The 25,889-nt window shown below is 74.8% G+C and carries 16 protein-coding genes and 1 riboswitch; of the genes, 9 read left to right on the top strand and 7 right to left on the bottom strand.

The features are described from left to right. Window positions 1-90: 90 nt before the first annotated feature. On the bottom strand, window positions 91-1,326 hold the full coding sequence (locus tag ACFVGO_RS07280; protein WP_380631030.1) for a M20 family metallopeptidase: 1,236 nt from the start codon (window positions 1,324-1,326) through the stop codon (window positions 91-93). 119 nt (window positions 1,327-1,445) lie between these two features. Here ACFVGO_RS07280 and ACFVGO_RS07275 point away from each other — a divergent pair, with 119 nt between their 5' ends. The 4 genes from ACFVGO_RS07275 to ACFVGO_RS07260 all read left to right on the top strand — a co-directional run bounded on the left by ACFVGO_RS07275 (window position 1,446) and on the right by ACFVGO_RS07260 (window position 11,044). Then, a complete protein-coding gene (locus ACFVGO_RS07275) occupies window positions 1,446-8,843 on the top strand; it encodes an amino acid adenylation domain-containing protein (RefSeq protein WP_380631029.1) in 7,398 nt (2,465 codons plus the stop codon). Next, window positions 8,840-9,025 (top strand): MbtH family protein, encoded by a 186-nt coding sequence (locus ACFVGO_RS07270; RefSeq protein WP_380631028.1) that lies wholly within the window; start codon window positions 8,840-8,842, stop codon window positions 9,023-9,025. Before ACFVGO_RS07275 ends, ACFVGO_RS07270 begins: the two co-directional genes overlap by 4 nt. Beyond that, the gene (locus tag ACFVGO_RS07265; RefSeq protein WP_380631027.1) at window positions 9,022-10,425 is read left to right on the top strand and encodes a DHA2 family efflux MFS transporter permease subunit; all 1,404 of its coding nucleotides are present in this window, start codon (window positions 9,022-9,024) and stop codon (window positions 10,423-10,425) included. Before ACFVGO_RS07270 ends, ACFVGO_RS07265 begins: the two co-directional genes overlap by 4 nt. Before the next feature lie 70 nt (window positions 10,426-10,495). Next, on the top strand, window positions 10,496-11,044 hold the full coding sequence (locus tag ACFVGO_RS07260; protein WP_359904305.1) for a Uma2 family endonuclease: 549 nt from the start codon (window positions 10,496-10,498) through the stop codon (window positions 11,042-11,044). A gap of 22 nt (window positions 11,045-11,066) precedes the next feature. Here ACFVGO_RS07260 and ACFVGO_RS07255 read toward each other — a convergent pair whose 3' ends face one another. From ACFVGO_RS07255 to fhuB, 6 genes are all read right to left on the bottom strand, one after another. Then, window positions 11,067-11,924 carry an MBL fold metallo-hydrolase gene (locus ACFVGO_RS07255; RefSeq protein ID WP_380631026.1) on the bottom strand — a complete coding sequence of 286 codons (858 nt, stop codon included), beginning with the start codon at window positions 11,922-11,924 and terminating at the stop codon, window positions 11,067-11,069. Between the two features lie 11 nt (window positions 11,925-11,935). Beyond that, window positions 11,936-12,003: riboswitch (guanidine-III (ykkC-III) riboswitch) on the bottom strand. A gap of 33 nt (window positions 12,004-12,036) precedes the next feature. Continuing rightward, on the bottom strand, window positions 12,037-12,234 hold the full coding sequence (locus ACFVGO_RS07250) for a DUF397 domain-containing protein (RefSeq protein WP_380631025.1): 198 nt from the start codon (window positions 12,232-12,234) through the stop codon (window positions 12,037-12,039). Continuing rightward, window positions 12,231-12,416, bottom strand: coding sequence for a DUF397 domain-containing protein (locus tag ACFVGO_RS07245; protein ID WP_380348406.1), 186 nt, complete (start codon window positions 12,414-12,416; stop codon window positions 12,231-12,233). The genes ACFVGO_RS07250 and ACFVGO_RS07245 overlap by 4 nt, the downstream gene beginning before the upstream one ends. Next, window positions 12,413-13,228: a Scr1 family TA system antitoxin-like transcriptional regulator gene (locus ACFVGO_RS07240; RefSeq protein ID WP_380348405.1), complete on the bottom strand. Its 816-nt coding sequence runs from the start codon at window positions 13,226-13,228 to the stop codon at window positions 12,413-12,415. Before ACFVGO_RS07240 ends, ACFVGO_RS07245 begins: the two co-directional genes overlap by 4 nt. A gap of 67 nt (window positions 13,229-13,295) precedes the next feature. Beyond that, window positions 13,296-14,420, bottom strand: a complete 1,125-nt coding sequence (fes, locus tag ACFVGO_RS07235; protein ID WP_380631024.1) for an enterochelin esterase — start codon at window positions 14,418-14,420, stop codon at window positions 13,296-13,298. A 19-nt stretch (window positions 14,421-14,439) separates the two neighbouring features. Further along, a complete protein-coding gene (gene fhuB / locus ACFVGO_RS07230) occupies window positions 14,440-16,617 on the bottom strand; it encodes a Fe(3+)-hydroxamate ABC transporter permease FhuB (RefSeq protein ID WP_380631023.1) in 2,178 nt (725 codons plus the stop codon). A 107-nt stretch (window positions 16,618-16,724) separates the two neighbouring features. On the opposite strand from fhuB, the gene ACFVGO_RS07225 reads away from it, so the two are divergent. The 5 genes from ACFVGO_RS07225 (at window position 16,725) to ACFVGO_RS07205 (ending at window position 25,886) form a co-directional block, all read left to right on the top strand. Further along, window positions 16,725-17,744, top strand: coding sequence for an ABC transporter substrate-binding protein (locus ACFVGO_RS07225; RefSeq protein ID WP_380631022.1), 1,020 nt, complete (start codon window positions 16,725-16,727; stop codon window positions 17,742-17,744). Window positions 17,745-17,770: 26 nt separating this feature from the next. Then, entirely contained in the window at window positions 17,771-18,553 is a 783-nt protein-coding gene (locus ACFVGO_RS07220) for an ABC transporter ATP-binding protein (RefSeq protein ID WP_380537831.1), read from the top strand. A gap of 225 nt (window positions 18,554-18,778) precedes the next feature. Further along, complete coding sequence (locus tag ACFVGO_RS07215) at window positions 18,779-19,636, top strand: DUF4132 domain-containing protein (protein WP_380348398.1); 858 nt, start codon at window positions 18,779-18,781, stop codon at window positions 19,634-19,636. After that, the gene (locus ACFVGO_RS07210; RefSeq protein WP_380631021.1) at window positions 19,633-24,708 is read left to right on the top strand and encodes a hypothetical protein; all 5,076 of its coding nucleotides are present in this window, start codon (window positions 19,633-19,635) and stop codon (window positions 24,706-24,708) included. The genes ACFVGO_RS07215 and ACFVGO_RS07210 overlap by 4 nt, the downstream gene beginning before the upstream one ends. Then, a complete protein-coding gene (locus ACFVGO_RS07205) occupies window positions 24,705-25,886 on the top strand; it encodes an AAA family ATPase (RefSeq protein WP_380631020.1) in 1,182 nt (393 codons plus the stop codon). Before ACFVGO_RS07210 ends, ACFVGO_RS07205 begins: the two co-directional genes overlap by 4 nt. Window positions 25,887-25,889 lie beyond the last annotated feature (3 nt).

Here is a 25,889-nt window from a genome sequence, read left to right as displayed (position 1 = left end):
CGGACTTCGGGTGACAACTTTCAGCGAACAGAGTTCAGGTGACAGATTTCATCATCTGTTCGCTGAAAGTTGTCGGTCGCCCCCCGTCGGTCAGCGCACCCCACCCGCCGCGGCCTCGGCCGCCGGACGCGCTGCCTGGTCCACCGCCAGGTCCCCTGTCTGGTCCACCGCCTGGTCCGTCGCCAGGTCCACCGCCGTCCACGCCATCGCCACCGCGCCGTCCAGCACCGCCCGCTCCGCCTCCACGCCCAGCGCCGCCTCGGCGAAGGCCGCCTCGTGCGGGGCGCAGGCGCCGCCGGTGATGTCCAGCACCGGATGGATGGACGGCACCGCGTGCGACACGTTCCCCATGTCCGTACAGGCGAAGGGTCCGCTCTCGACCGGTTCCGGCCGGCCGAGCGCCGCCGCGTTGGCCCGCCACAGGGCCAGCAGCCGGGCGTCGGAGCGCATGTCCAGGTAGTCCGGCTCGGGTCGGGTCAGTTCGACCTCGCAGCCGGTGGCGAGCGCTCCGGCGCGGAAGCAGTCCTCGACCCGGGAGCGCAGCTCGGCGAGGTCCTCCGCCGCCGAGGCCCGGATCTCGTACTCGGCGCTCGCGCTGTCCGGGATCAGGTTCGGCGCCGTCCCGGCCGCCGTGGTGATGCCGTGCACCCGCCACTGCGGCGGGAGTTGCTGGCGCAGCAGCCCGATCGCGACCTGGGCGACGGTGAGCGCGTCGGCGGCGTTGCGCCCCCGGTGGGGGTCGAGGCTCGGGTGGGCGGCCCGCCCGGTGTAGCGGACGGACAGCGTGCCGAGCGCGAAGGAGCGGAAGTCGGCGATCTCGACGGGGCAGGGGTGGACCATCATCGCGGCGTCCACCCCGTCGAACGCCCCGGCCTCCAGCAGCAGCGCCTTGCCGGCCCCGCGCTCCTCGGCCGGAGCGCCGATCACCCGGACGGTGAGCCCGAGCCGGTCCGCGTGCGGGGCGAGCCCGAGCGCGGCGCCGATCCCGGCGGCGGCGATCAGGTTGTGCCCGCAGGCGTGGCCGAGTTCGGGCAGCGCGTCGTACTCGCAGACCAGCGCGACGGTGACCGGTCCGCTGCCGAGGCGCGCGTCGAACGCGGTGGCCAGGCCGTGGGCGGGTGCGGTGACCGAGTAGCCGTGTGCGCGCAGCAGTTCGGCGCACCAGTCGGCCGCGAGGTGCTCCTCGAAGGCGGTCTCGGGGTGGGCGTGGATGCGGCGGCTGAGTGCGAGCAGCTCGGCCCGGTGGGCGTGGACGCGGTCGCGCACGGCCTGCTTGTCCTGCTTGGCCTCGGCGGGGGGAGTGGTCGGCGGCTCGGTCAGGGGCATGGGTGGCGTCTCCGGGTTGTCAGGGGCCCGTCCGTGCGGGGCCGTTGACCAGATCATATGAAGTTAGATTAGGCTAACCTAAGTAAGGCGTTCCGGATCCCCGAGGAGCTCTCCACCCCATGCCTGCCGTCGAAACCCAGATCGCCGACAGCCAGACCGCCGACGTCCCCCTGCTCGCCGCCCAGGCCGCGATCTGGTACGCCCAGGCCCTCGACCCCGCGAGCCCGGTCTACAACACCGGCGACGCGGTCGAGATCACCGGCCCGCTCGACGAGGACCGGTTCGAACAGGCGCTGCGGCAGGCGGTGGACGAGGCCCAGGCGCTGAGCGCCGTCGTCGTCACCGGCCCGGACGGCACGCCGCGCCAGCGGCTGCGCCCCGGCCGCCGCTGGCCGCTGCACCGCCTCGACCTGCGGGCCGCCGCCGACCCGGCCGCCGAGGCCGAGGCCTGGATGCGCGCCGACCTCGCCCGCCCGGCCGACCTCGCCGAGGGCCCGCTGTTCACCCACGCGCTGATCCGCCTCGCCGAGGACCGCCGGATCTGGTACCGCCGCATCCACCACCTCGCCGTCGACGCCTACGCGTTGACCCTCCTCGGCGAGCGGATCGCCGCCCTCTACGCCGCCCGCGTCACCGGAGCCGAACCCGGCCCGAACCCCTTCGCCGGACTCGCCGAGGCCGCCGCCGAGGAGGCCGCGTACCGCGGGAGCGCGCAGTACGAGGCCGACCGCGCCCACTGGTCCGCCCGGATGGCCGGCGCCGACACCCCGGCCGCCCTCCCGGGAAGCCCCGAACCCGCCGGCGCCGACACCCCGGCCGCCCTCCCGGGAAGCCCCGAACCCGCCGCCGCCGGCTCCCCGGCCGCACTCCCGGGAACCCCCGAACCCGCCGTCGCCGACACCCCGGCCGCACTCCCGGGAACCCCCGAACCCGCCGCCGCCGACCGGGACGTCGTGCCCGGCGAGGCGGTCCGCCTCACCGCCGACCTGCCCGCCGGCACCCGCGACCGCCTGGAGCGCGCCGCCGACGCCGTCCGCGCCACCTGGGCCGAACTGCTCCTCGCCGCCGCCGCCGGATACCTCCACCGCCTGACCGGCGCCCAGGACGTGGTCCTCGGCCTGCCGCTCGCCAACCGGCGCGGTCCGGCCGCCCTGCGCACCCCCGTGGCCGCCGCCAACGTGCTCCCGCTGCGCCTTGCCGTGCGCCCCGCCGACAGCGCCGAGGCGCTGCTGCGCGCCGTGGTCCGCGAGCTGCGCGCCGTCCGCCGCCACCAGCGCTACCCCCTGGAGGAACTGCGCCGCGACCTCGGCCGCACCGGCGACCGCCGCGCCCTGTTCGGCCCGATGGTCAACATCAAGGCCTTCGAGAGCGACCTCGACCTGGCCGGCCTGCCCGGCACCGTCCGCAACCTCGCCGCCGGCCCGGTGGACGACCTCGCCCTGAACGTCTCGCCCGGCCCGGACGGCGCGCTGCGCCTGGTCATCGACGCCGACCCGGCCCGCTACGGGCCCGCCTCGCTCGCCGCCCACCGCGACGGCCTGCTGCGCTACCTCGACGCCCTCACCGAGCTGCTGCTCACCGACCCGCGGACGCCGATCGCCCGGATCGACCTGCTCGACCCGGACGGCCTGCGCCGCGCCACCGAGGGCCGCACCGAGCCCCCGGCCGAGCGGACCGTGCCCGAGCTGTTCGCCGCCCGGGCCGCCCGCACCCCGGACGCCGTCGCCGTCCGCTCCGGTTCGAGCGCGCTGACCTACCGGCAGCTCGACGCCGCCGCCGACCGGCTCGCCCACCGCCTGACCGCCCTGGGCGTCCGGGCCGGAGCGCCGGTCGCGATCGCCCTGCCGCGCGGCACCGACACCCTGGTCGCGATGCTCGCCGTCCTCAAGGCGGGCGGCGCCTGCGTCTCGCTCGACCTCGCCCACCCCGCGCAGCGCCTGGCCGCCGTCCTGGCCGACGCCCGCCCGGTCTGCGCGGTCGCCACCGCCGAGGCCCTCGCCGGGCTCGACCTGCCCGCCGGCCTGCCCACCGTCCGCCCGGAAGCGGCCGACGCCGGGCCCAGCGGTGAGCCCGGGTTCGACCGCGAGCCCGTGCCTGCCCTGCCCGCCCCGCGACTCGACCAGCCCGCCTACGTCCTGCACACCTCGGGCTCCACCGGCCGCCCCAAGGGCGTGGTGGTCACCCACGCCTCGCTGGCCAACCTGCACGCCGGCCTCGGCGAGGACCACATCGCCCCCGCCGTACGCCGCACCGGCCGGGAGCGGCTGCGCGTCGCCCACAGCGCCTCCTTCGCCTTCGACGCCTCCTGGGACCCGGTGCTCTGGATGGTCCACGGCCACGAGCTCCACCTGCTGGACGACGCCACCTACCGCGACCCGGCCGCGCTCGCCGCGCACCTCGACCGGGAGCGCATCGACTACCTCGACCTCACCCCCTCCTACCTCGAAGTCCTGCTCGCCGAAGGCATCCTGGACGAGGGGCGGCACCGCCCGTCCGTCCTCGTGGTCGGCGGCGAGGCCACCCCGCCCGCTCTCTGGCAGCGCCTCACCGCCGTCCCCGGCCTGCACCCGGTCGACCTCTACGGCCCGACCGAGACCACCGTCGACGCCTACGCCTGGACCCCGGGCCCGGACGGCGCCCCGCGCGGCCGGGTGGTGCGCGGCTCGCGCGCCTACGTCCTGGACGGCTCGCTGCGCCCCGCCCCCGACGGCGTCACCGGCGAGCTGTACGTGGCCGGGGCCTGCCTGGCCCGCGGCTACCTCGGCCGCCCGGACCTCACCGCCGAACGCTTCCTCGCCGACCCGTTCGGCCCGCCCGGCGGCCGGATGTACCGCACCGGCGACCTCGCCCGGCGCCGCACCGACGGAACCCTGGAGTTCCTCGGCCGGGCCGACGACCAGGTGAAAATCCGCGGCTTCCGGATCGAACCCGGCGAGATCGCCGCCGTCCTCGCCGCACTGCCCGGCGTCGCCCAGGCCGTGGTGATCGCCCGGCCCGGACCGCAGGGCAAGCGGCTGCTCGGCTACGCCATTCCGGAGAGCGGCAGCAGGCCCGACCCGGACGGGCTGCGCGCCGCGCTCGCCGCCCGGCTGCCCGCGCACATGGTCCCGGCGGCCGTCCTGCTGCTGGACGAACTGCCGCGCACCGCCCACGACAAGCTCGACCACCGCGCCCTGCCCGAGCCGGCCGTCACCACCGAGGGCACGGCGGCGGCCACGCCCCAGGAGGAACTGGTCTGCGGCCTGTTCGCCGAGGTCCTCGGTCTGCCGCAGGCGCCCGGCCGGGACGCCTCCTTCTTCGACCTCGGCGGCCACTCGCTGCTCGCCGGCCGCCTGGCCGCCCGGCTGCGCGACACCTTCGCCGCCCCGGTCGGGTTCGCCGACGTGTTCCGGCAGTCGACCCCGGCCGGCCTCGCGGCCCTGCTCGGCGGGGCGGCCGGCCCGGCCGCGGAGCCCGAGCAGCGGCGTTCCGTCCCGGTGCCCGTGCCGCGCACCGAGCGGATGCCGCTATCGCCCGCCCAGCGCGGCCTCTGGTTCCTGCACCGCCTCGAAGGCCCCAGCCCGACCTACAACATCCCGCTGGCGCTCACCCTCACCGGCCCGCTCGACCGGCACGCCCTCACCCTCGCCCTCGGCGACCTCGTCGCCCGGCACGAAGTCCTGCGCACCGTCTACGGGGAGGAGGCGGACGGCAGCCCGTACCAGCGCATCCTGACCGCCGCTGGCATCGAACTCCACGACGGCACCGGCGACTTGGCCGAGGCCGTCCGGTACGCCTTCGACCTGACCGCCGAACCCCCGCTGCGCGCCACACTGTTCACCGGGCCCGCCGCGGCCGGCGGATCCACCCCGCCCACCGGCGGCGAGGAGCGGCACACCCTGCTCCTGCTGCTCCACCACATCGCGGGCGACGGCGCCTCCACCACCCCGCTGCTGCGCGACCTGGCTGCCGCCTACACCGCCAGGATCGCCGGACTGGACCCCGAACTGCCGCGGCTCACCGTCCAGTACGCCGACCACGCGGCCTGGCAGCGGGAGCGGATCGGCACCACCGAGGCGCCCAGCGCGCTCGCCGTCCGGCAGGCGGAGCACTGGCGTGCCGCGCTCGCCGGACTGCCCGACCAGCTGGAGCTGCCCCTCGACCGCCCCCGCCCGGCCGTGGCGGGCCACCGGGGTGCCACCGTTCCCTTCGCGCTCGGCGCCGAGGCGCACAGCGCCCTGGCCGGGCTCGCCCGGGCCGCCGGCAGCACCGTCTTCATGGCCGTCCAGGCCGGTCTCGCCGCCCTGCTCACCCGGCACGGCGCCGGCACGGACGTCCCGGTCGGCACCCCGGTGGCCGGCCGCGAGGACGAGCGGACCGCCGCACTGGTCGGCTACTTCGTCAACTCGCTGGTGCTGCGCACCGACACGTCCGGCGACCCCACCTTCCGGGAGCTGCTCGCCCGGGTCCGCGCCACCGTGCTCGCCGCGCACGAGAACGCCGAACTGCCCTTCGACCGGCTGGTCGAGGAGCTCAACCCGGCCCGCTTGCTCGCCCGCCACCCGCTGTTCCAGGTGATGCTCGCCTGGCAGAGCCGCCCGGACGAGCGGATCGCCCTGGGCGGCGGCCTCACCGCCGACATCGCCGCGATCCCCAGCGGTACGGCCAAGTTCGACCTCACCCTCAACGCCGGCGAACTGCGAGGCGGCGGCATCGGCGGCTTCCTGGAGTACCGCACCGACCTCTTCGATGCCGCCACCGCGGCCGCGCTCACGGAGCGCCTGACCAGGCTGCTCACCGCTGCCGCGAGCGCCCCCGACACCCCGATCGGCCGGCTGCCGCTGATCGGCGAGGAGGAGCGGCTGCGCGCCCTGGTCGAGTGGAACGGCCCGTCGGTGGAGACGGCTTCGGACGCCACCCTGCCCGAACTGTTCGAGGCGGCCGCCGCCGCCAACCCGCGCGCCGTCGCGGTCGGTTACCAGGGCGAGCAGCTCGACTACACCGAACTCGGGGCCCGCGCCGACCGGCTGGCCCGGCTGCTGGCCGCCGAGGGCATCGGCCCCGGCACCATCGTCGCGCTCGCCCTGCCGCGCTCGCTCGAACTGGTCGTCGCCCTGCTGGCGGTGGCCAAGTCCGGCGCCGCGTACCTGCCGCTCGACCCCGACTACCCGGCCGAACGGCTCGCCTACATGCTGGCCGACGCCACCCCCGCCGCCCTGCTCACCGACCGGGCCACCGCGCCCCGGCTGCCCGCCCACGAGGTGCGCCAACTCCTGGTCGACGGACCGGAGTCCGAGCGCCACCCGGCCGTCCCGCTGGCCCAGCACGAGCGCACCCGCCCGCTGCGGGCCGAGGACACCGCCTACGTCATCTACACCTCCGGCTCCACCGGCCGGCCCAAGGGCGTGCCCGTCACCCACCGCAACGTGGTCCGGCTGTTCGGCGCCACCGACCACTGGTTCGGCTTCGGAGCCGAGGACGTGTGGACGCTGTTCCACTCCTACGCCTTCGACTTCTCGGTCTGGGAGCTGTGGGGCGCCCTGCTGCACGGCGGCCGGCTGGTCGTCGTCCCGCACCTGGTCAGCCGGGACCCGGCGGCCTTCCTGGAACTGCTCGCCCGCGAACGGGTCACCGTGCTCAACCAGACGCCGTCCGCCTTCTACCAGCTCAGTGCCGCCGACCGGGACCGTCCCGGCAGCGAACTCGCCCTGCGCTACGTGGTGTTCGGCGGCGAGGCGCTCGAACTCGCCCGACTGGACGACTGGTACGACCGGCACGCCGAGGACGCCCCCGTGCTGGTCAACATGTACGGCATCACCGAGACCACCGTGCACGTCTCGTACATCGCCCTCGACCGGGCGAGCGCCGCCGCCGGGAGCAGCAGCACCATCGGCGTCAACATCCCCGACCTCCGGGTCTACGTCCTCGACCAGCACCTCCAGCCCGTCCCGCCCGGCGTCACGGGTGAGATGTACGTGGCCGGGGCGGGCCTGGCCCGCGGCTACCTCGGCCGCCCCGAGCTGACCGCGACCCGCTTCGTCGCCGACCCGTACGCCGAGCTGTTCGGCGAGCGCGGCACCAGGATGTACCGCTCCGGGGACCTCGCCCGGCGCCGCGCCGACGGCGTGCTGGAGTACTTCGGCCGCGCCGACCAGCAGGTCAAGCTGCGCGGCTTCCGGATCGAACTCGGCGAGATCGAGGCCGTGCTGGCCGCGCACCCGGCCGTCGCCGACGCCGCCGTGGTGGTCCGGGAGGACGTGCCGGGGGACAAGCGGCTGGTCGGCTACGCGGTGGCCGACGGCGCCGCCCCGGACGAGCTGCGCGCCCACGCCGCCGCCGAACTGCCCGTCCACATGGTGCCCTCCGCCGTCGTCCTGCTCGACCGCCTCCCGCTGACCGCCAACGGCAAGCTCGACCGCCGCGCCCTGCCCGCCCCCGAGGCCCCCGCCGCGGGCGCCGGCCGCCCGCCGCGCACCCCGCGCGAGCAGCAGCTGTGCGAACTGTTCGCCGAGGTGCTGGGCGTGGCCTCGGTCGGCGTCGAGGACGACTTCTTCGCGCTCGGCGGGCACTCGCTGCTGGTCGTGCGCCTCGCCGGGCGGATCCGCGAGGTGCTCGGACTGGAGGTCGGCATCGGCGCCCTGTTCCAGGCGCCCACCGTGGCCGCCCTGGACGCCGCCCTCGCGGCGGGCGCACCGGACACCGACGCCCTGGACGTGCTGCTCCCGCTGCGGCCCGTCGCCCCCGGCCGGCAGCGCCCGCTGTTCGCCGTCCACCCGGCCGGCGGCCTCAGCTGGTGCTACACCGGACTGATCCGCAACCTGCCCGGCGAGGTGCCGATCTACGGCCTCCAGGCCCAGGGCGTCGGCGCCGCCACCGCTGCCGAGCCGCTGCCCGGCACCCTGGAGGAGCTGGCCGTGCACTACGCCGACCGGCTGCGCGAGGTCCAGCCCGAGGGCCCGTACCGGCTGCTCGGCTGGTCCACCGGCGGGATCATCGCGCACGCGGTGGCCGTCCGCCTCCAGGAACTCGGCCAGGACGTGGAACTGCTCGCGATCCTGGACGCCTACCCCGCCGAGGGCTTCCGCGAGCTGCCCGTCCCGGACCAGGCCGAGGCGCTGGAGGCGCTGCTCACCATGGGCGGCTTCGGGCCGGAGGACCTCGACGGACGTCCGCTCGAACTCGGCCCCGTCACCGAGCTGTTGCGCCGCGAGGGCAGCCCGCTCGCCGGGCTCGACGAGGCCACCGTGGCCGCGCTGAACGAGATCTACCTCAACACCAACCACCTGGTGCGCGGCTACGACCACCGCCGCTTCGACGGCGACGTGCTGTTCTTCCGCGCCACCGTCGACACCATCGACGACACCCTGGTGCCCGAGCTCTGGGAGCCGTACGTGTCCGGCCGGATCGCCAACACGAACGTGGCCTGCTCCCACAAGGACATGACCCTGCCCGCCCCGATCGCGCACATCGCGAGCGTGATCGCCGACCACCTCGCCGACCTCCCGAAGAAGACCGACGATGGAGAAGACCACCGATGAGTGACGCCCCCGCCAACCCCTTCGACGCCGACGGCGAGTTCCTCGCGCTCGTCAACCCCGAGGGACAGCACTCCCTGTGGCCCGCCTTCGCCGCCGTACCGGCCGGCTGGAGCATCGCCCACGGCCCCTGCGAGCGCCAGGCCGCCCTGGAGTGGATCACCGCGAACTGGACCACCCTGTGACCCCTCCCGCCACCCCCGGCGCCGAGGCCCCGGCGCCCCCCTTGTTCGGGGGGCGCCCCGCGGTGGTGGTCGTCTACACGGCCGCGATGTGCATGAACGGCCTGGACTCGACGATCGTCAACCCGGCGCTGTTCAGCATCGCCGAGGACTTCGGCCGGCCCGTCTCGGCGGCCAACGCCGTGGAGACCGCCTTCCTGGTCGGCCTCGCCCTCGGCCTGCCGGTGGCCGGCTGGCTCGGCGACCGGTACGGCGTCAAGCGGGTCTTCCTCGGCGCGCTCGCCGCCTTCACGCTCGCCTCCGCGCTCTGCGCGGCGGCACCCGGCCTGGGCGCGCTGTCGGCGGCCCGGGCCGTCCAGGGCGTGGCCGGCGGGCTGCTCACCCCGGTCGGGATGACGCTGCTGTTCCGGGCCTTCGCCCCGCACGAGCGGGCGGGCCTGGGCCGCATCCTGATCGTCCCGACCGCGCTGATGCCCGCCCTCGGGCCGCCGCTCGGCGGCTTCCTCACCGAACACCTCTCCTGGCACTGGCTGTTCCTGGTCAACGTGCCGATCGGGGTCGCCGCCGTGCTCCTCGGGCTGGTCGGCCTGCGCGACGAACAGGAGCCCCCGGCCGGCCGCTTCGACACCACCGGCTTCCTGCTCGCCACGCCCGGCCTCGGCCTGCTGACCTACGCCCTCGGCTTCGGCCCGGCGCACGGCTGGACCTCCCCGGGCGTGGCCCTCGGCGGACTGCTCGGCCTGGCCCTGCTGGGGGCGGCCGTACGGCACCAACTCCGGGCCCCCGAACCTCTGGTGGACCTGCGGCTGCTCGCCGACCGCACCTTCGGCGCGGCGAGCTGGCTCGCCCTGCTGACCTCGGCCGGGCTGATGGGCGCGCTGTTCGTGCTGCCGCTGCTCTACCAGGCGGCGCGCGGCGCCACCGCCCTGGACGCCGGGCTGAGCGTCTTCCCGGAGGCGATCGGCCTGATGGCCGCCTCCCAGGTGGTCGACCGCCTGCTGCCCCGGCTCGGTCCGCGCCGGCTCGCCCTGCCGGGCCTGCTGCTGGCGGCGGTCGTCCTCGCCTCCCTCGGTTTCGCCGAGAACCCGTGGGCCGTACGGGTGTTGATGTTCTGCGTCGGCCTGATCCTGGGCACCGCCGTCCTCACCGTCCAGATCGCCGGCTTCGCCGATGTCCCGCCGCCCGCCATGGGCCGCGCGATGGGCCTGTTCACCATCCTGCGCACCCTCGGCGGGGCGCTGGGCATCGCGGCCACCGCCGCGCTGATCGGTGCGCTCGGCGACGGCACGGGTGTCGGGCCGTACCGCCTCGCCCTCCTGCTGACAGCCGCCCTGGTCGCCGCCGGCACCCTGCTGGCCGCCCGCCTCCCCGCCGAGGCCCCGGGCCCGCCGCCGGAGGAATGACGCCGGTGCGGTTCGTGGTCCTCCGGTGCTCCGACTGCCCTACGGTGGTCGGAGCACCGGAGGAGAGCCCATGAACCCTCAGCACTACCGTCTGCTCGAAGAGGCCCGTCGTAGCCTGCCGGACGGCTACAAGGTCGAGCTGTCCGGTGACATCATCGTCATGCAGACGTCACCGTCATCGATTCACCAGCTCAACCTGGCGATCGTCCAGCGCCAGTTCGAGGCACACTGTCCTCCCGGCTACTTCCCGACGGGGAACAGCGACCTCTCCTCGCCGGAGGTCGGTTCCGTCCGCAACCCGGACCTCACCTACCTGCCCGAGGACATCATCGAGCTGGGCCGCGAGATCCCCGCCGACCTGGCGCTGATCGCGGTCGAGATCGCCTCGCCGTCCAACCCCGACAACGACTGGAGCGGGAAGGTCCGCGACTACCCGCGGATGGGCTTCCCGCTCTACCTGATCGTGGACCCCCGGCAGAAGACGGTGACCCTGTTCTCCGAACCCAACCGCGACCGCTACCACACCAGGACGGAACGGGAGTTCGGCGAGAAGCTCCGCATCCCCGCGCCCTTCGACTTCGAGCTGGACCTGACCCGGCTGGTCCCCTACCGGGACTGATCGGCCGCGGGGCCCGGGGAGTTCACTCGCTCGGCCAGAGGATCAGGTCGTCCAGCGGGTACCGGCGCGGCCGGTCACCGAGTTCGGCGACGGCCGCCCGGATGCGGTCCAGGTGGGCGGGGGTGAGCTGGAGCGGGGGCTCGTCGGGCTGGTGGGTGGTGCGGATCGGGTAGTCGACGCCCGGCTCGCGGGTCATCTCGATGTGGCAGCCGAGCACGTGCGTCACCGGGTGGCTCCCGGCGAACGCCACCAGCCGCTCGACGGTCCGTCGGAAGGCCGGCCAGTCGTCGATGTACAGCCGCCCCGGGTAGACGGTGTCTCCGGTGAGCAGGAAGCCCGTCCAGGGGTCGTAGTACGTGACGGCCGCCTCGTGGTGCCCCGGCGTGGCCAGGCACTTCAGCACCCGCCCGCCGCCGAGGTCGACCAGGGCCACGGCCTCCTCGTCCCGGTCGAAGCCGAAGTACGGCCAGGCGGTGGGCAGATCGGCACCGACCAGGGTGGTCGCGGGTCGGTCGGCGAACTGGCCGTCGCCCGCGACGTGGTCGCCGTGCGGGTGGGTGTGCAGCACCAGCAGCCCGTAGCCGTCCCGGGGATTGCGGGCGAGCCACGCCTCCACCAGCGCGTCGACCGTCGCGCGCAGCGGGAAGTACGCGGCCTCGGCCGTCGCCCCGGTGTCGATCAGCACCGCCCGCTCCGCCCCGAAGAGCAGGAACAGGAACGGGGCCTCGTAGTTGATCGCCTTGTTCTGCCGCAGGATGACGGTGTGCTCGTCGTACTCGTGGACCTGGATGTCCGGGTCCGTGTTGTGCTTGGCGGACGGGGAACCGTGGATCCACCGCACGTCCAGCGGACGGGCGATCGGTGCACCGGCAGCGGCCATGACGCCTCCACAGTGCGTCGTCTTGGCAGGCCGGGTACGGCGCACGTCTCGTCCGGGGCCGGCGCCGCTGCACCGCCCCGGGGACGCTAGCACGGGGGCCTTGGCGGCGGCTTCAGCGGTCCAGAGGAGTGACGTCTCGGGCGAGCTGCACGAAGTCGGCCCAGGCGGTCGGGTTGAAGGTGAGCTGGGGCCCGGTCTTGTCCTTGGAGTCGCGGACATGAACGGTGCCTGGAGTGGAAGCGACCTCGACGCAGGCGCCGCCTTCGGTTCCGCTGTGGCTGGACTTGAACCAGGCCAGTTCGGTGTTCATAGCTCCTCCACGAGCTTGCCGATGAATTCGGCCCAAGCCTCGGTCGTGAAGGTGAGCTGGGGGCCGGTCTTGTCCTTGGAATCGCGGACGCGGACGGTGCCCGGAGTGGAAGCGACCTCGATGCAGGCGCCACCCTCGCTCCCGCTGTGACTGGACTTGAACCAGACCAACTCGCGATTCACTGATCCTCCACCAGCTTGTTGATGAACCCGGCCGACTTCTCCGGAGTGAGAGCCTGTCGGAGGATCCTTTCATGGCGTTGGCTCAGGAGCTGTACCTTGTCGATGTCCGAGTACAGCCGCCCGCCAGCCTGGCCCTCCTCATAGGCGATTCGCTGGTGTTCGGGCAGGTCGAGGAGGATGAGCTGTCCTTCCAAGCCAGGATGGAAACCCTTCGAGGGAACGACCTGGATGACGACGTTGCGTTGCTTGCCGACCGTGATGAGGTGCCGCAGCTGCTCGGTGTGGGCTTCCTCCGTGCTGAGGCGGCGGCGCAGGACGGCCTCTTCGATCACGAAGTTGAACGCCTTGGTCTGAATGTTCAGCAACCCTCGACGTTCGAGACGGGCGGCCACCCGCGCAGCGACGGTCTCGTCGTCAAGTGGGGGCCAACGACCATCGATGATGGTTCTGGCCGTCGCTTCGGTCTGAAGCAGGCCGGGAACGAGCTGGTTCTCATACCAGTTGATGACCAGCGCCTCTTCCTCGTTCCGGATGTACTCCTCTGCGAACTGCGGATACTTCTCCGGCACCAGGAACTGCGCCCCCGCCACCAGGATCCCCTTCGCGTCGCACATGTCGTCCGCCACCTGCAGCAGGTGCATCGAGGGCTTGCGCCGCCCGGCCTCCATCGACCGCAGGCTCTCGATGCCGTACCCGGCCTCGGTGGCCAGGTCCTCGCGGCTGACACCCGCGCGTGTCCGCCACAGCTTGATCTGGTTGCCGCAGTACTTCCACGACATCGGCGGCGGCGCGGCGGACGAGGGCGCGTTCACGGGATACCTCCAGGCCGATCGGTGCGAAGTTCGACGCTAGACGCCCGATGGCCTGGAGGTATGCGAATCAGCCCGAAACCATTCCCTCGGGTGACCCGAGCAGGTGCGCGAGCCCGTCGGCCAGGCCCCCGCGCCAGCACGCGTAGTCGTGGCCGCCGTTGAACTCGCGGTAGGCGAGGTCGTAGCCGCGGGCCGTGAGGACGTCGCGCAGGTGGCGGTTCTGGGCGAGGAGCATCCATTCCTGGAGCCCGACCTCGATCCAGAAGCGGGCGGGGCGCCGCTCCTCGGCGGCGAAGCGCCGGGTAAGCCATTCGCTGCCCGCGTCGAACTCGGTCTCGTCGGGCCACCAGAAGGAGCCGGACTGGGAGAGTGCGTTGCCGAAGCGGTCCGGGCGGCGGTAGGCGGCGTAGGCGGCGGTGAGGCCGCCCGCGCTCTGGCCGGCGATCACGGTGGCGGCCGGGTCGCCGCTCGCGCCGAACTCCGTTGCGGCCCAGGGCAGCAGGCGGTCGGCGAGGAGGTCGATGAAGGCCGGGTTGCAGCTCAGGTCGTCCGGGCGCTTCGGCCCCATGGTGTGCACCAGCAGGGTGACGGTGGGCGGGATGGCGCCGTCGGCCGTCAGGTTGTCGAGGGTGTCGCCGACGGAGAGCACCTCGCCCCACATCTCGCCGTCCAGCAGTACCGCGACCGGGTACGGGCCGCAGTCCGCCCGGTGGCCGGCGGGGAGGTGGACGTCGACCCGCCGGCCGGCGACCGTGTGGGCGAGCGTCCGTCCGCGCGGCACGCCTTCGCGCCGCGCCACGTACGGCTGCGCGGGGGCGGCGGGCAGGCTGAGCACCGAGGCGGGGTGGCGGCCGTCGCGGGCGGGCAGCCGGGGCTCGGTGTCGTACGGGTCGGGGCGGGCCTGGTCGAGGACGCGCAGCCAGTCGGGCCGGGTGGTGCCGGGGGCCTCGCCGTGGAACGGGTACAGCTGGTAGGAAGCGCGGTGGTCTTCGCGCAGCCGGTAGGTGATCGCCCACATCCCATTCGACTGACGCTTCATCAGATGTGGCGTCAGGTCACCGGCGTGGCGGTCCTTGTCGGTGACGGTGTGCAGCAGCGCGAGCACGCCGTCGCAGTCGCCGTCGTGATGGGTGAAGGTGACCAGGCGGTAGGCGGGGTCGTCGGGGCAGAGGGCGACGAGCGGGGTTTCCACAACAGTGACTCCAAAAGGCTTAGGCGGGGCTGCCCTTGCGGCCGAGCAGCACCCAGAGCAGGAAGGGACCGCCGAGGACGGTGGTGACGATGCCGACGGGGATCTCCACCCCGGCGAACAGCACTCGGCCCAGTGTGTCGGCGAGCACGACGAGCAGGGCGCCGGTGAGGGCGGAGCCGAGCACGGGGACCCGCGCGGGCCCGGCCAGCCGTCCGGCGATCACCGGCGCGGCCAGGGCCACGAAGCCGACCGGCCCGCAGACGCCGACCGCGAGCCCGGCCAGGGCGACGGCCAGCAGCAGGCAGGCGAGTCGGACCCGGCCCGGGTCGACGCCGAGTGCGGAGGCGACGCTGTCGTCGAAGCGCAGCACCGCCAGTCGCCGGGCCACCGCGAGCGCGACCGGCACCAGTGCCGCGAGTCCGATCAGGACGGGCGTGGCGACGGCGAGGTCGCGTCCGTTGAGGCTGCCGTTGGTCCAGATGTACAGCGATCCGGCCGAGTTGAGCGAGCGCCGGGCCATCGCGACCTGGATGACGGCGGAGGCGAGCGCCGACATGGCGAGCCCGACCACCAGGATCCGGTAGCCGCGCGCGCCGAGTCCGCCGGAGGCCAGGGTGACGACCAGGACGGCGACCAGTGCGCCGAGCGGTCCGGCCCACCAGGCGCCGAAGGTGCCCGCGGTGCTGGCGGAGATGAGTACGGCGGCGGTCGCGCCGTCGTTGACGCCGAGGAGTTCGGGGGTGGCCAGGCGGTTGCGGGCGAGGGTCTGGGTGAGGCAGCCGGCCAGGCCGAGGGCGGCGCCGGCGGCGAGTCCGGCGACGATCCGGCCGAGCCGGAACTTCTGCACCAGCAGGACGTCCAGCCGGTCGCCGTAGCCGAACACGGCCTGGAAGGTGCGGGCGAGGTCGAGTTCGCTCTGTCCGGCGTGCGCCGAGACCACGACGGCGGCCAGCAGGGCGGCGGCCAGGCCGAGCGAGGCCAGCAGTGCCCGGCGCGGCAGCAGCAGCGACCATGTTCCGTGCCGCAGGGTCAAGTCCGGCTTGGGCGGCGCCGGTTCGCCGCGTCGCGCGGCCGGCGTGGACTCGGCGGGGTCGGCCATGGCCAGGGCGGCGGAGTGCCGGGAGCGGACGATCGCGATCAGGGCCGGGGCGCCGATCAGCGCGACGATCACCGAGACCGGCGCCTCGAAGGGGCGGGCCACCACCCGGGCGAGCACGTCCGCGCCGGTCAGCACGGTGGCGCCGAACAGCGCGGCGAGCAGGGTGAGTCGGCCGATCCGGGGGCCGGCGACGGTGCGGGCGAGGAAGCCGGAGAGCAGCCCGAGGAAGGCGATCGGCCCGGCCAGCGCGACCGCCGAGGCGGTCAGCAGGGTGACGGCGACGGCGACGGCGGCCCGGGTGGCGCCGGGTCGGTGGCCGAGGCCGCGGGCGAGGTCGTCGCCGAGGGCGAGGGCGGTCAGCGGACGGGTGGTGAGGGCGGCGAGCAGGAACCCGGCGCCGAGCACCGGGGCGAGCTGGCGCAGGGTGGTCCAGCCTTCCACCCCGGCCAGCGATCCGAGCACCCACACCCGGTACCGCTCGTACGCCTCGGGGGAGTTGACGATCAGCACGTCGGTGAGCCCGCGGAAGATCGCCGCGACGGCGGAGCCGGCGAGCACCAGCCGCATCGGCGATCCGCCGCCCCGGCTGCTGGCGACCAGCAGCACCACGGTGCTGGCGAGCACCGCGCCGCCGAAGGCGAAGGCGAGGTAGCCGAAGGAGGTCTGCACGCCGAGCACGGCGATGCCGAGCACGACGCCCAGCGAGGCGCCGGCGTTGACGCCGAGCAGGCCGGTCTCGGCCAGCGGGTTGCGGGTGACGGACTGCAGTTGTGCCCCGGCGACGCCGAGTGCGGCGCCGACGAGCAGGGCGGTGAGGGTGCGCGGCAGCCGCAGGTCGCCGACGACGAGGGCGAGTCGGCCGTCGGCGCGGGCGCCGTCGTGGTTCAGCAGGTAGTCCAGCACCCGCCCGGGGCCGACCTCGCCGGCGCCGACCGACAGCGAGAGCGCGGCGAGGGCGAGCAGGAGGACCGCCGCCGCCGTGACGGCCGGCCAGGTGGGGCGGGCACCCTCGGGCCGACGGCTCCGCCGGCCCGGTGGCGGCGAATCCGGCGCGGTGGCGGGGGGCGCCGCGCGGACGCCGGCTTGCGAGAATGTCATAAGGTAAGGCTAACCTAATGGCCGAGCCCGTCCCGTGGGGCACCCCCGTCCCGTCGAACTTCTCGGACGCCGCTCAACTTCCGTACCACCGTTGCCCGGAGGCACCCATGCCGTTCGCCCGTCGCCCGCTCAGCCCCGTCCGCCGCCGTGCGGCCCAGGCGCTGGCCGTCTCCGGGGCGGCCGCGCTCCTGCTCACCGGCTGCGGCTCCTCCGGGTCCTCGTCCTCCTCCTCGTCCTCGGGCTCCTCCGCGGCCGCCTCCCCGGCGACGGACGCGGCCGGCGGCAAGCGCACCGTCAAGGACGCCACCGGCAAGGCCGTCGAGGTCCCCGCCGAGCCCAAGCGGATCGTCACCCTCACCCAGGAGGACCTGGACGCGGTGCTCGCCCTGGGCGTCAAGCCGGTCGGCATCACCAACGGCCAGGGACTGGCCGAGCCGCCCGCGTACCTCAAGGACAAGGTGCAGGGGATCCCGGTGGTCGGGAACCTGCTCCAGCCCGTGATGGACAAGGTGATCGCCGCCAAGCCCGACCTGATCCTGGCCGGCGACATGCAGGACGAGCAGGTGCTCAAGCAGCTGCGCGAGATCACCCCCGCCACGCTGGTCACCATGGCGCCCACGGACGACTGGAAGCTCGCCTTCCGCGGCATCGGCAACGCCGTCAACAAGCTCGACCAGGCCAACAAGGTGATCGGCGACTACGACGCCAAGGCCGCCAAGGCGGGCGCCGAGCTCACCAAGAACAAGGGTGCCGCCGTCTCCATCGTGCGCTGGAACCCGACCGGCCCGAGCTGGATGGAGAAGAAGCAGTTCGCCGGCGGCGTCGCCCTGGACATGGGCCTGACCCGCCCGGCCGCGCAGGACAAGGACGGCAACGCGCACAGCCCGGCGCTCAGCCTGGAGAAGCTCAACGAGATCGACGGCGACTGGCTGTTCCTGTCCACCCTGACCGACGACGGCAAGGCCGCGCTCAAGGACGTCCAGTCCAAGCCCGCCTACCAGGAGTTGGGCGCGGTGAAGAACAACCACGCCGTCACCGTGGACGGCTCGGTCTGGTCCACCCGGGGCGGCCCGCTCGCCGCCGACGTCGTCATCGGCGACTTCGCCAAGGCACTCGGCGGCAACTGAGCGCACGTCGAACCAGGGGGACTGCCATGGAGTTGACCATCCAAGGGCTCAGCGCCGGCTACGGGCCGGGGCGCCCGGTGCTCGGCGGCGTCGACCTCACCGTCCCGGCCGGACAGGTGGTGGCGGTGGTCGGCCCGAACGGCTGCGGGAAGTCCACCCTGCTGCGGTCCGTCGCGAGGCTGCACCGCCCGGACGGCGGGCGGGTCCTGGTGGGCGGCGAGGACGTGTGGCGGCTGCGCCCGCGCCAGGCCGCCCACCGGGTCGCGCTGCTGCCGCAGAGTCCGCAGGCCCCGGAGGCGGTGACCGTCGCCGGGCTGGTCCGCTACGGCCGCCATCCGCACCAGGGGCTGTTCCGCCAGTGGTCGGCGGAGGACGAGCGGCTGACCGCCGAGGCCCTGCGCGCCACCGGTGTGGAGGACCTCGCCGACCGTCGCCTCGACCGGCTCTCCGGCGGCCAGCGCCAGCGCTGCTGGCTCGCCATGGTGCTCGCCCAGGACACCCCGGTGGTCCTGCTCGACGAGCCGACCAGCGCGCTCGACCTCGGGCACGCGGTGGAGGTGCTGGAGCTGGTCCGCCGGGTCGCGGCGGGCGGGCGGACGGTGGTCATGGTGCTGCACGACCTCGCGGCGGCCGCCCGCTACGCGGACCTGCTGGTCGCGCTGCGGGACGGCGCGGTGGTGGCCTGCGGGCCGCCGCGCGAGGTGGTGGACGCGCCGCTGGTGCGGGCGCTGTACGACATCGACAGCCATGTGCTCGCGGCGCCGGGCGACGGTGCGCCGGTGATCGTGCCCCGGGCGCCGTCGGTCTGACGGGGTGGAGGGGCGGGCGGGGCGGAGGGACGGGCGGGGCGGCTGCTTTCGAGCAGCCGCCCCGCTTTTTTCGCCTCCTCGATCACTCGTTCGAGTGGTTTGAACTTTGCATGTCACGGCCCGAGTTCACCCCGCCCGTCGCGTTGTCAGTGGGCCTCGCTACGTTCCTCGCATCGCTGGTCAGCAGGCGATCGACATGTGTTTCCCGGTGGGAGGAGTACGGCCGTGGCATGGGTGGAGACGGACGCGGGAGGGTACCGCGTCGCGCTCGACGGGGAGGGCAGGGTGGCGTGCCGCAACGCGGCGGGGCGCGACCTCAAGTCCCTGCCGTCGAAGCTCGGTGACGACCGCGTGGTCGTCCAGCTCAAGCAGCTCGCCGAGTGGCTGGCCGCGCACGAGCGCCGCTGCCTGGAGGACGTCGAGCGCTGGATGGTCCGCTCGCTGCCGGTGCCCGCCGCCGTGCTCACCGCCGTGTGGCCGGACGAGGCCTGGCAGGGCGTCCTGAAGGACCTCGTGGTCACCACCACGGACGGCTCCGTGGCCGGCTTCCTGCGCGGCGTCGACGCCGAGCGCGGCCTCGGCCTGGTCGACCTGGACGGCGACACCGTGCGCCTCACCGACGGCGAGGTGCTGATACCGCACCCCGTCCTGCTCCAGGACCTCGACGAGCTGCGCGAGTTCGCCGTCGAACTCGGCGTCTCCCAGCGTGTCCAGCAGCTCTACCGCGAGGTCTGGCACCGGCCCGCGGAGCTGCCGGCGGACAGCGAGGTCACCACCTACGCCGGCGGTCGCTACCGGGAGCTGCGCGAGCTGGTCGGGCGCTGCACCCGGCTCGGCTGCCGGGTCCGCGGCGGCTCCGCCGTCCAGCCGGTCACCGAGGGCGGGCGCACCGTCGAGGCCCGGGTCTGGGTCGGCGACTACTACGAGTACGACGCGTGCGAGACCGGCGCGCTCAGCTGGGCCGGCCCCGACGGCCGTGCCCTGCCGCTCACCGAGGTCGGACCGGTCGCCTGGTCCGAGGGCATGCGGATGGCCGCCGCCCTGTACGCCGGCCGCACGATCCAGGGGGAGGAAGCCGCATGACCGCCACCGCGCACCCGACCACCGCGCACCCGACCACCGCGACGCCTGAGGAACTGCTCGACGCCGGGGCCGTGCTCCCGCCCGGCACCCTGCCCGGGGCCGGCCGCCCCGACAGCGCCGCCGACGTCCTCACCGCCCGCGGCTACACCCACCCCGCGCTCGAAGGGCGCCGGATCGTCCGGCTCGTCCCCGGGGCGCTCGGCCCGGCCGAGGACCTCGCCCTCGACTTCCTCGGCCTGGCGCCGGAGGCCGCGCCCGCCGAGGTCGGCCAGGTCCGCCAGGAGGCGCTCGGCTTCCCCGCCTGGGCCCTGGTCCACGACCCGGCCAACGGACACCACGCGCTCGCCCTGGTCAAGGAGCTGGAGCGGCTCGCCCGCCAGGCCGCCTCCAAGCCCGGCGCCGCCAAGGACGGCTTCGACGAGCTGTCCGTCCGCCTCGGCCGGGCCGTCCCGCACTTCCTGCCCACCTTCTGCGAGGAGGTCGGCCGGATCTTCCTGCGCCACGAGAACCGGACCTACGCCGCCGCATGGTTCGGCAAGGCCCGCGAGGCCGAGCGCACCCACGGCCTGGCGGTGGACGAGGAGCGGCTGCGCGCCGTCTTCCTGGAGTTCGCCCTGGCCGGCGCGCTCACCGTCAAGTCCCTGCGCCAGTACGTCAAGGAGCTCGCCCAGCGGCTCGACCCGCTGACCGCCTGGCAGCGCTTCCGCCAGCTGTGCACCGAGCGCTCCGCGGCGGGCATGGCCCCGTACGCCGGGGTCGCCGAGGACGCCCGCGCGCTGATCAAGGCCGCCGGGCTGGACCGCGCCGAGCACGAACGCGCGCTGCTCGCCGAGCTGCTGGACTCCCCGGCGGTCACGCGGGCGCCCGCCGCGTTCTGGAAGTCCTGGCACGGCGCGCTGGTCGAGCTCGGCCGCAGCGACGGGGCGGTCCGCACCCGCCTGCTGGAACTGCTGCCCGACCCGTCCTCCTCCGAACCGGCCGCGCACGACACCGCCTGGCTGGCGCTGCTCGCCGAGACCGGCGCCGAGGACCTGCTCACCGGCCCCCGCCCCGAGGGCGCCGAACCGGCCGCCGCCTGGCTGCAGCGCTGGTGCAACCACCACGGCCGCGGCTGGCGCAGCCGGCCCAGCTGCCCGGACACCCTCGCGCTGGCCCGCCGGATGGTCGAGCGGCTCAAGGCCGACGCCGTCCCCGTGGACCTCCACACCGGCATCCGCGCCAGCCGGACCAGGATCGACCTGCTGGACCTGCTGCTCACCGAAGGCGTGCCGGTGGCCGGTCCGCCGGACGGCCTCGGCATCGAGCTGCACGACTGGGTCTCGGAGTGCGGCCCCGACAGTCCCGCCCTCACCGCCGTCGGCGCCGACGAGCGCTACCGGCCGCTGCTGCGCCGAGCCGCCCCGGCCGCCTGGAAGACGGCCGCCGAGCGCGAGGTGCCCGCCCTGCCGCTGCTGAACGAGCTGTTCGCCGAGTGGGCCGAGGAGCGCTCCGAGGAGCTGTTCGCCGCCCGCGGCCTGGCCGCCGCCGCCGACCTGGTCCGCGCGTTCGCCCAGCACCGCACCGCCGTCCGGACGGTCGCGCCGGCCGTCGCCGACCGGGTCGCCGCCCTCGACGTCGCCGCGCTGCTCACCGACGCCCTCCGGGCCGGCATCCTGGACGAACTCGGCTGGCCGGCCCTGGAGGAGGCACTCGGCAAGATCGCGGACCCGCCCGCCGACGACGCCCCGCAGCACCCCGTCCCCAGCCTGGGCGGCGCGGGCCTGAGCGGCCTGGTCGTCGAGGACGCCTGGCCGCACCTGATCCTCGCCCGCCTCGACCGGGCCGTCGTGGTCGGCCCGGAGGGCATCGTGCTGGAGCACACCCTCCGGCTGCCCGAGGAGCTGCACCAGCGCAACCGGATCCGGCTGCGCCTGGTCGACGGCGAACTGCTGGTCGTCTGGTCCCACGAGGGCAAGCAGCTCGCCTACTGGTCGAGCCGCCCGGACGAGCGGTTCGAGCTGGAGGGCGAGACCATCGCCGGCTACTACTACGGCGACCGCGAACCCGAGCCGCCCTCGCTCCAGCTGCCCGGCGGTGGCCGCACCACCGGCGAGCGCCCGCTGCACGCCGGCGACACCCGGATGCCCGACGAGCACCCCGTCCTCGGCGACGGCACCGGCTACTGGACGGTGCGCCACGCCTCCGACGGCGAGGCCGTCCTGCGCGAACTCGACCCGGCCACCGGCGCCCTCGGCCGCGCCGCCGAACCGCCGGTGATCGCCGCCACCGCCCAGGCCGGCCGGCTCGTCCGGAAGAGCACCTGGCTGCTGCCGCTGCAGCCCGGCCTGGAGCGGACCCCGCTCGGCACCGACGGCACCGTGCTCGGCAGCTGGGCCAGGGTCGAGCCCCACAAGGCCGTCACCACCTTCACGGCCGACGGGCAGCGCATCGTGCTGCCGCTGTCCGGACACCGGTCGGACACCGTCCCGGTCGGCCGGCTCGCCCTGCCGGGCGCGGCCGCCCCGGTGGTCAGCCACACCTCCGGCGAGCACTTCTCGCTCAACCTGCCCGACCTCACCGACCGCGCCGACCGCACCGTCGACCTGCACCCCTGCCACGCCGGTGAGCTCTCCGCCGCCGGCACCCCGCTCGTTCCGCCGTTCCCGCACTGGCACGCCCTGCGCCCGCGTGACGAGGCCGGCTCCACGGTGCTGCGCGGCGTCACCTCCGAGCAGGCCGCCCGGCTGATCGACGCCGCCTGGCCGACCGACACCGAGCCGGTCCCCGAGGACGAGCAGTGCTGGCTCACCGTCCAGGGCGTGCGCCGTCCGCTCGCCCGGCGCACCCCGCGCACCCTGCCCGTCCCGGAGGTCGGCGCGATCCTGCCCGGCATCGCGGACCAGCGGCTGCTGGCCGGCGTCGCCGGCCTCGCCCGCCTCGCCGCCGACCTGCTGGACCGGATCGCCCGGTTCGCCCCGCAGCCGGAGGCCGAGCGCCCGAGCACGAAGCAGAACACCGAGTGGCAGCCCGAGCACGGGCGCGACCACGAACTGCGCGACGCCGTGCGCGCCGTGCTGCCCGAGATCGGTGGCTTCGGCAACAACTGGGGCTCCGCCGCGCACTGGTGGGTGCTCAACAACCTGCGTGCCGTCACCGGGGTGCTGGCCGCCCCGCCCGCCGCCGACGGCGAGGGCTGGAGCACCCCCGTCACCGTCACCCTGCGCAACGGCAGTGTCAGCTACGGCTGGCTTCAACTGCTCGGCCGGGTCCACGCGCTGGCCCACGCGGTGGCCTCGCCGTTCACCGACCCGGCCCACCGCTCCTCGCTGGTCCTGCTGCTCGGCGAGCTGACCAGGGGCCCGCTGGCCGACCGCGGCGCCACCCTGCGCGAGATCGTCCTCGCCGAGCAGGTGCCGGCGGCGCCGAACGCCACCGGCACCCGGCCGGTCACGCCCCGCGAGGGCGAGGTGCTGCGGCACGGTGGCCGCACCGTCGTCATCATCGGCCACCAGCGGCAGTCCGCCGACGGCTGGGTGCACTGGCTCGCCGTCGACCACGACCCGAGCGGGGAGTTCGGGCCCGTCGCGCACTTCACCACGGTCGAGGAGCGCGACACCGGGGAACTGGTCGACGCCGCCTGGGTCGCCAAGTTCTGTCGGGTCGCCGCCCTGCGCGGCGCCGTCCCGTACGACCGGGCCGGGGCCGAGGCCTTCAGCGGGCTCACCGGCATCGGCACCGCCCGCTCCGCGCTGCTGCTCAGCCCGCCGTCCGGCCTGCTGTACTGGAACGACATCGCCGTGCCCGCCGAACTCGGGCTCAAGGCCGCCGATGTCAAGGCCGCCCGGACGTGGCTGCGCGGACACGACCACACCGGTCTCGCCGCCGTCTGGGGCGCCCTGCTGCCCGCGGACCCGAAGACCCTGTGGACCGACGGCCCCGACCTCGCCGCCGGGGCCGAGGAGTGGATCCGGCGCTTCGGACGCCTCGTCACCCTCCCCGAGGAGGCACTGGCCACCGTCCAGGGCGTGTCCATCGACACCGTCGAGGCGGTGCTCAACCCCGCCCACACCCCGTGGCTGACCGGCCGCACCGGCTTCCGGTTCATCGACGTGGGCGGAGCCGGACCGCGGCTGGCACCCGAGGACGAGTCCGCCGTCCCCGAGAGGAGCGCGCTGAGCTCCACCATCGCCGCACTGCGCTGGCTCGCCTACCACCTGCCCGCCGACAGTCCGCTGCGTCCGCTGCTGCCCACGGCCGCCGAGGCGCTGCGCGACCGCCTGGCCGACCCTGAGCTGCTGCTCGACTTCGACCTGGTGCGCACCCCCAAGGGCACCTCGCTGTCCGCCGTCCTGCGCACCCACTTCGGCCTGCCCGCCGAGGGCGGCGGCGACCGGGACGGGCTGGTCCACTGCGGACCGGCACTCGTCCTGACGCCGTACCACGAGGAGACGGAGCGGGTCTGGCTGCGTCCGGCCGCCCTCACCGGACCGGACGACCCACTGCTCGAACTGCTCGAAGGGCTCTCCAACAGCTACTGGTACCAGGCCGAGCGGCTGGCCATCGAGTCCGTGCTGCGCGGCGAGCCGGAGCGGCTGGCCGCCTCCGCCGCGGTGGCGCCGGCCCCCGGCGAGGGCCCCGCCTGGCTGCAGAACCCGCAGCTGTCCGTCCCCGAGCTGGTCGCCGAGGTGTCCCGCACCCACGACCTGGGCGAGGACGCCGCCACGCTCTACCTCCAACTGCTCGCCCTGCCCGACCCGACCGACCGCAACACCGCCCGCTGGACGGGCTGGAAGCCCGCCCGGCTGAAGAAGGCCCGCGCCGAACTCGCCGCCACCGGCCTGGTGCTGGAGGCCAAGCGGGCCCGGGCCGGCCGCAGCCTCTTCCTGCCCGGCGGCTGGCAGGAGGCCAAGGCGCCGGCACTGCCGGCCGAGACCTGGAAGGCCGCCCTGTACGAACTGCACACCCACCGGCCCGCGCTGGTCCCCCTGCCCGTCCCCGAGCTGTTCGCCCGGGCCTGGCAGCGGACCGTCGACGGCGACGCCCCCGGTTACGAAGAGCTCCGGACCAGCAAGCGCAGGAAGGCCCGCGGATGACCGCCACCGAGACCAACCCCGGCGCGACCACCACCGTCGCGACTGCCACCGTCGCCGCCGCGGACCGGCAGACCGTCCCGCCCGAGGAGAAGTACGCCGCCGAACTGGAGTTCCTGGCCGCCCACGACAGCGGCCCGCGCCCGCCCGGCTGGCGGCTGACCCCGCGCGCCGTGGTCACCTTCGTGATGGGCAGCGGCGGCGAGAAGCTCAAGGCCGGGCGCAAGGGCCTGGTCATCGAGCCGAAGTTCGTCGGCGAGCGCGCCCTGGTCGAGCGCTGCGTCGTCACCCTCGCCGGGGAGCGCGGCCTGCTGCTCGTCGGCGAGCCCGGCACCGCCAAGTCCATGCTCTCCGAGCTGCTCGCCGCCGCCGTCTGCGGCACCAGCGCGCTCACCGTCCAGGGCACCGCCGGCACCACCGAGGACCAGCTCAAGTACGGCTGGAACTACGCCCTGCTGCTCGCCAAGGGGCCCAGCCGCGAGGCCCTCGTCCCCTCGCCGGTGCTCACCGCGATGACCGCCGGCGCGGTCGCCCGGGTCGAGGAGGTCACCCGCTGCCTGCCCGAGGTGCAGGACGCCCTGGTCTCGCTGCTCTCGGAACGGCGCATCGCCGTCCCCGAACTGGCCGGCACCCCGGACGGGCAGCTGCACGCCGCGGCCGGCTTCACCCTGATCGCCACCGCGAACCTGCGGGACAAGGGCGTCAGCGAGATGTCCGCGGCGCTCAAGCGGCGCTTCAACTTCGAGACGGTCGGCCCGATCGGCAGCCTCGCCGCCGAGGTCGACCTGGTCCGCCGCCAGTCCACCGCCGCCGTGGCCCGGGCCGGCGCCGCCTACGCCGTGGACGACGCCGTCCTGGAGGCCCTGGTCACCGCGTTCCGCGACCTGCGCACCGGCCGCTCCACCGAGGGCTGGGACGTCGAACGCCCGTCCACCGTGATGAGCACCGCCGAGGCGGTCTCCGTCGCCACCTCGCTCGGCGTCAGCGCCGCCTACCTGCCCGACGGCGGGGACCTGCTCGGCCGGCTGCCCGGCCAGCTCCTCGGAGTGGTCCGCAAGGACGAGCCGGCCGACGCGGCCCGGCTGCTCGGCTACTGGGACGGCCCGGTCCGCCGCCGCGCCGAACAGGGCGCCGCCACCTGGCGCACCCTGTGGGACCTCCGCTCGGCACTGGAGGCCTGATCC

This window comes from Kitasatospora sp. NPDC057738 (genome assembly GCF_042798815.1).
Lineage (GTDB): Bacteria > Actinomycetota > Actinomycetes > Streptomycetales > Streptomycetaceae > Kitasatospora > Kitasatospora lactacystinica.
This window is presented reverse-complemented; position numbering and strand designations above follow the sequence as displayed.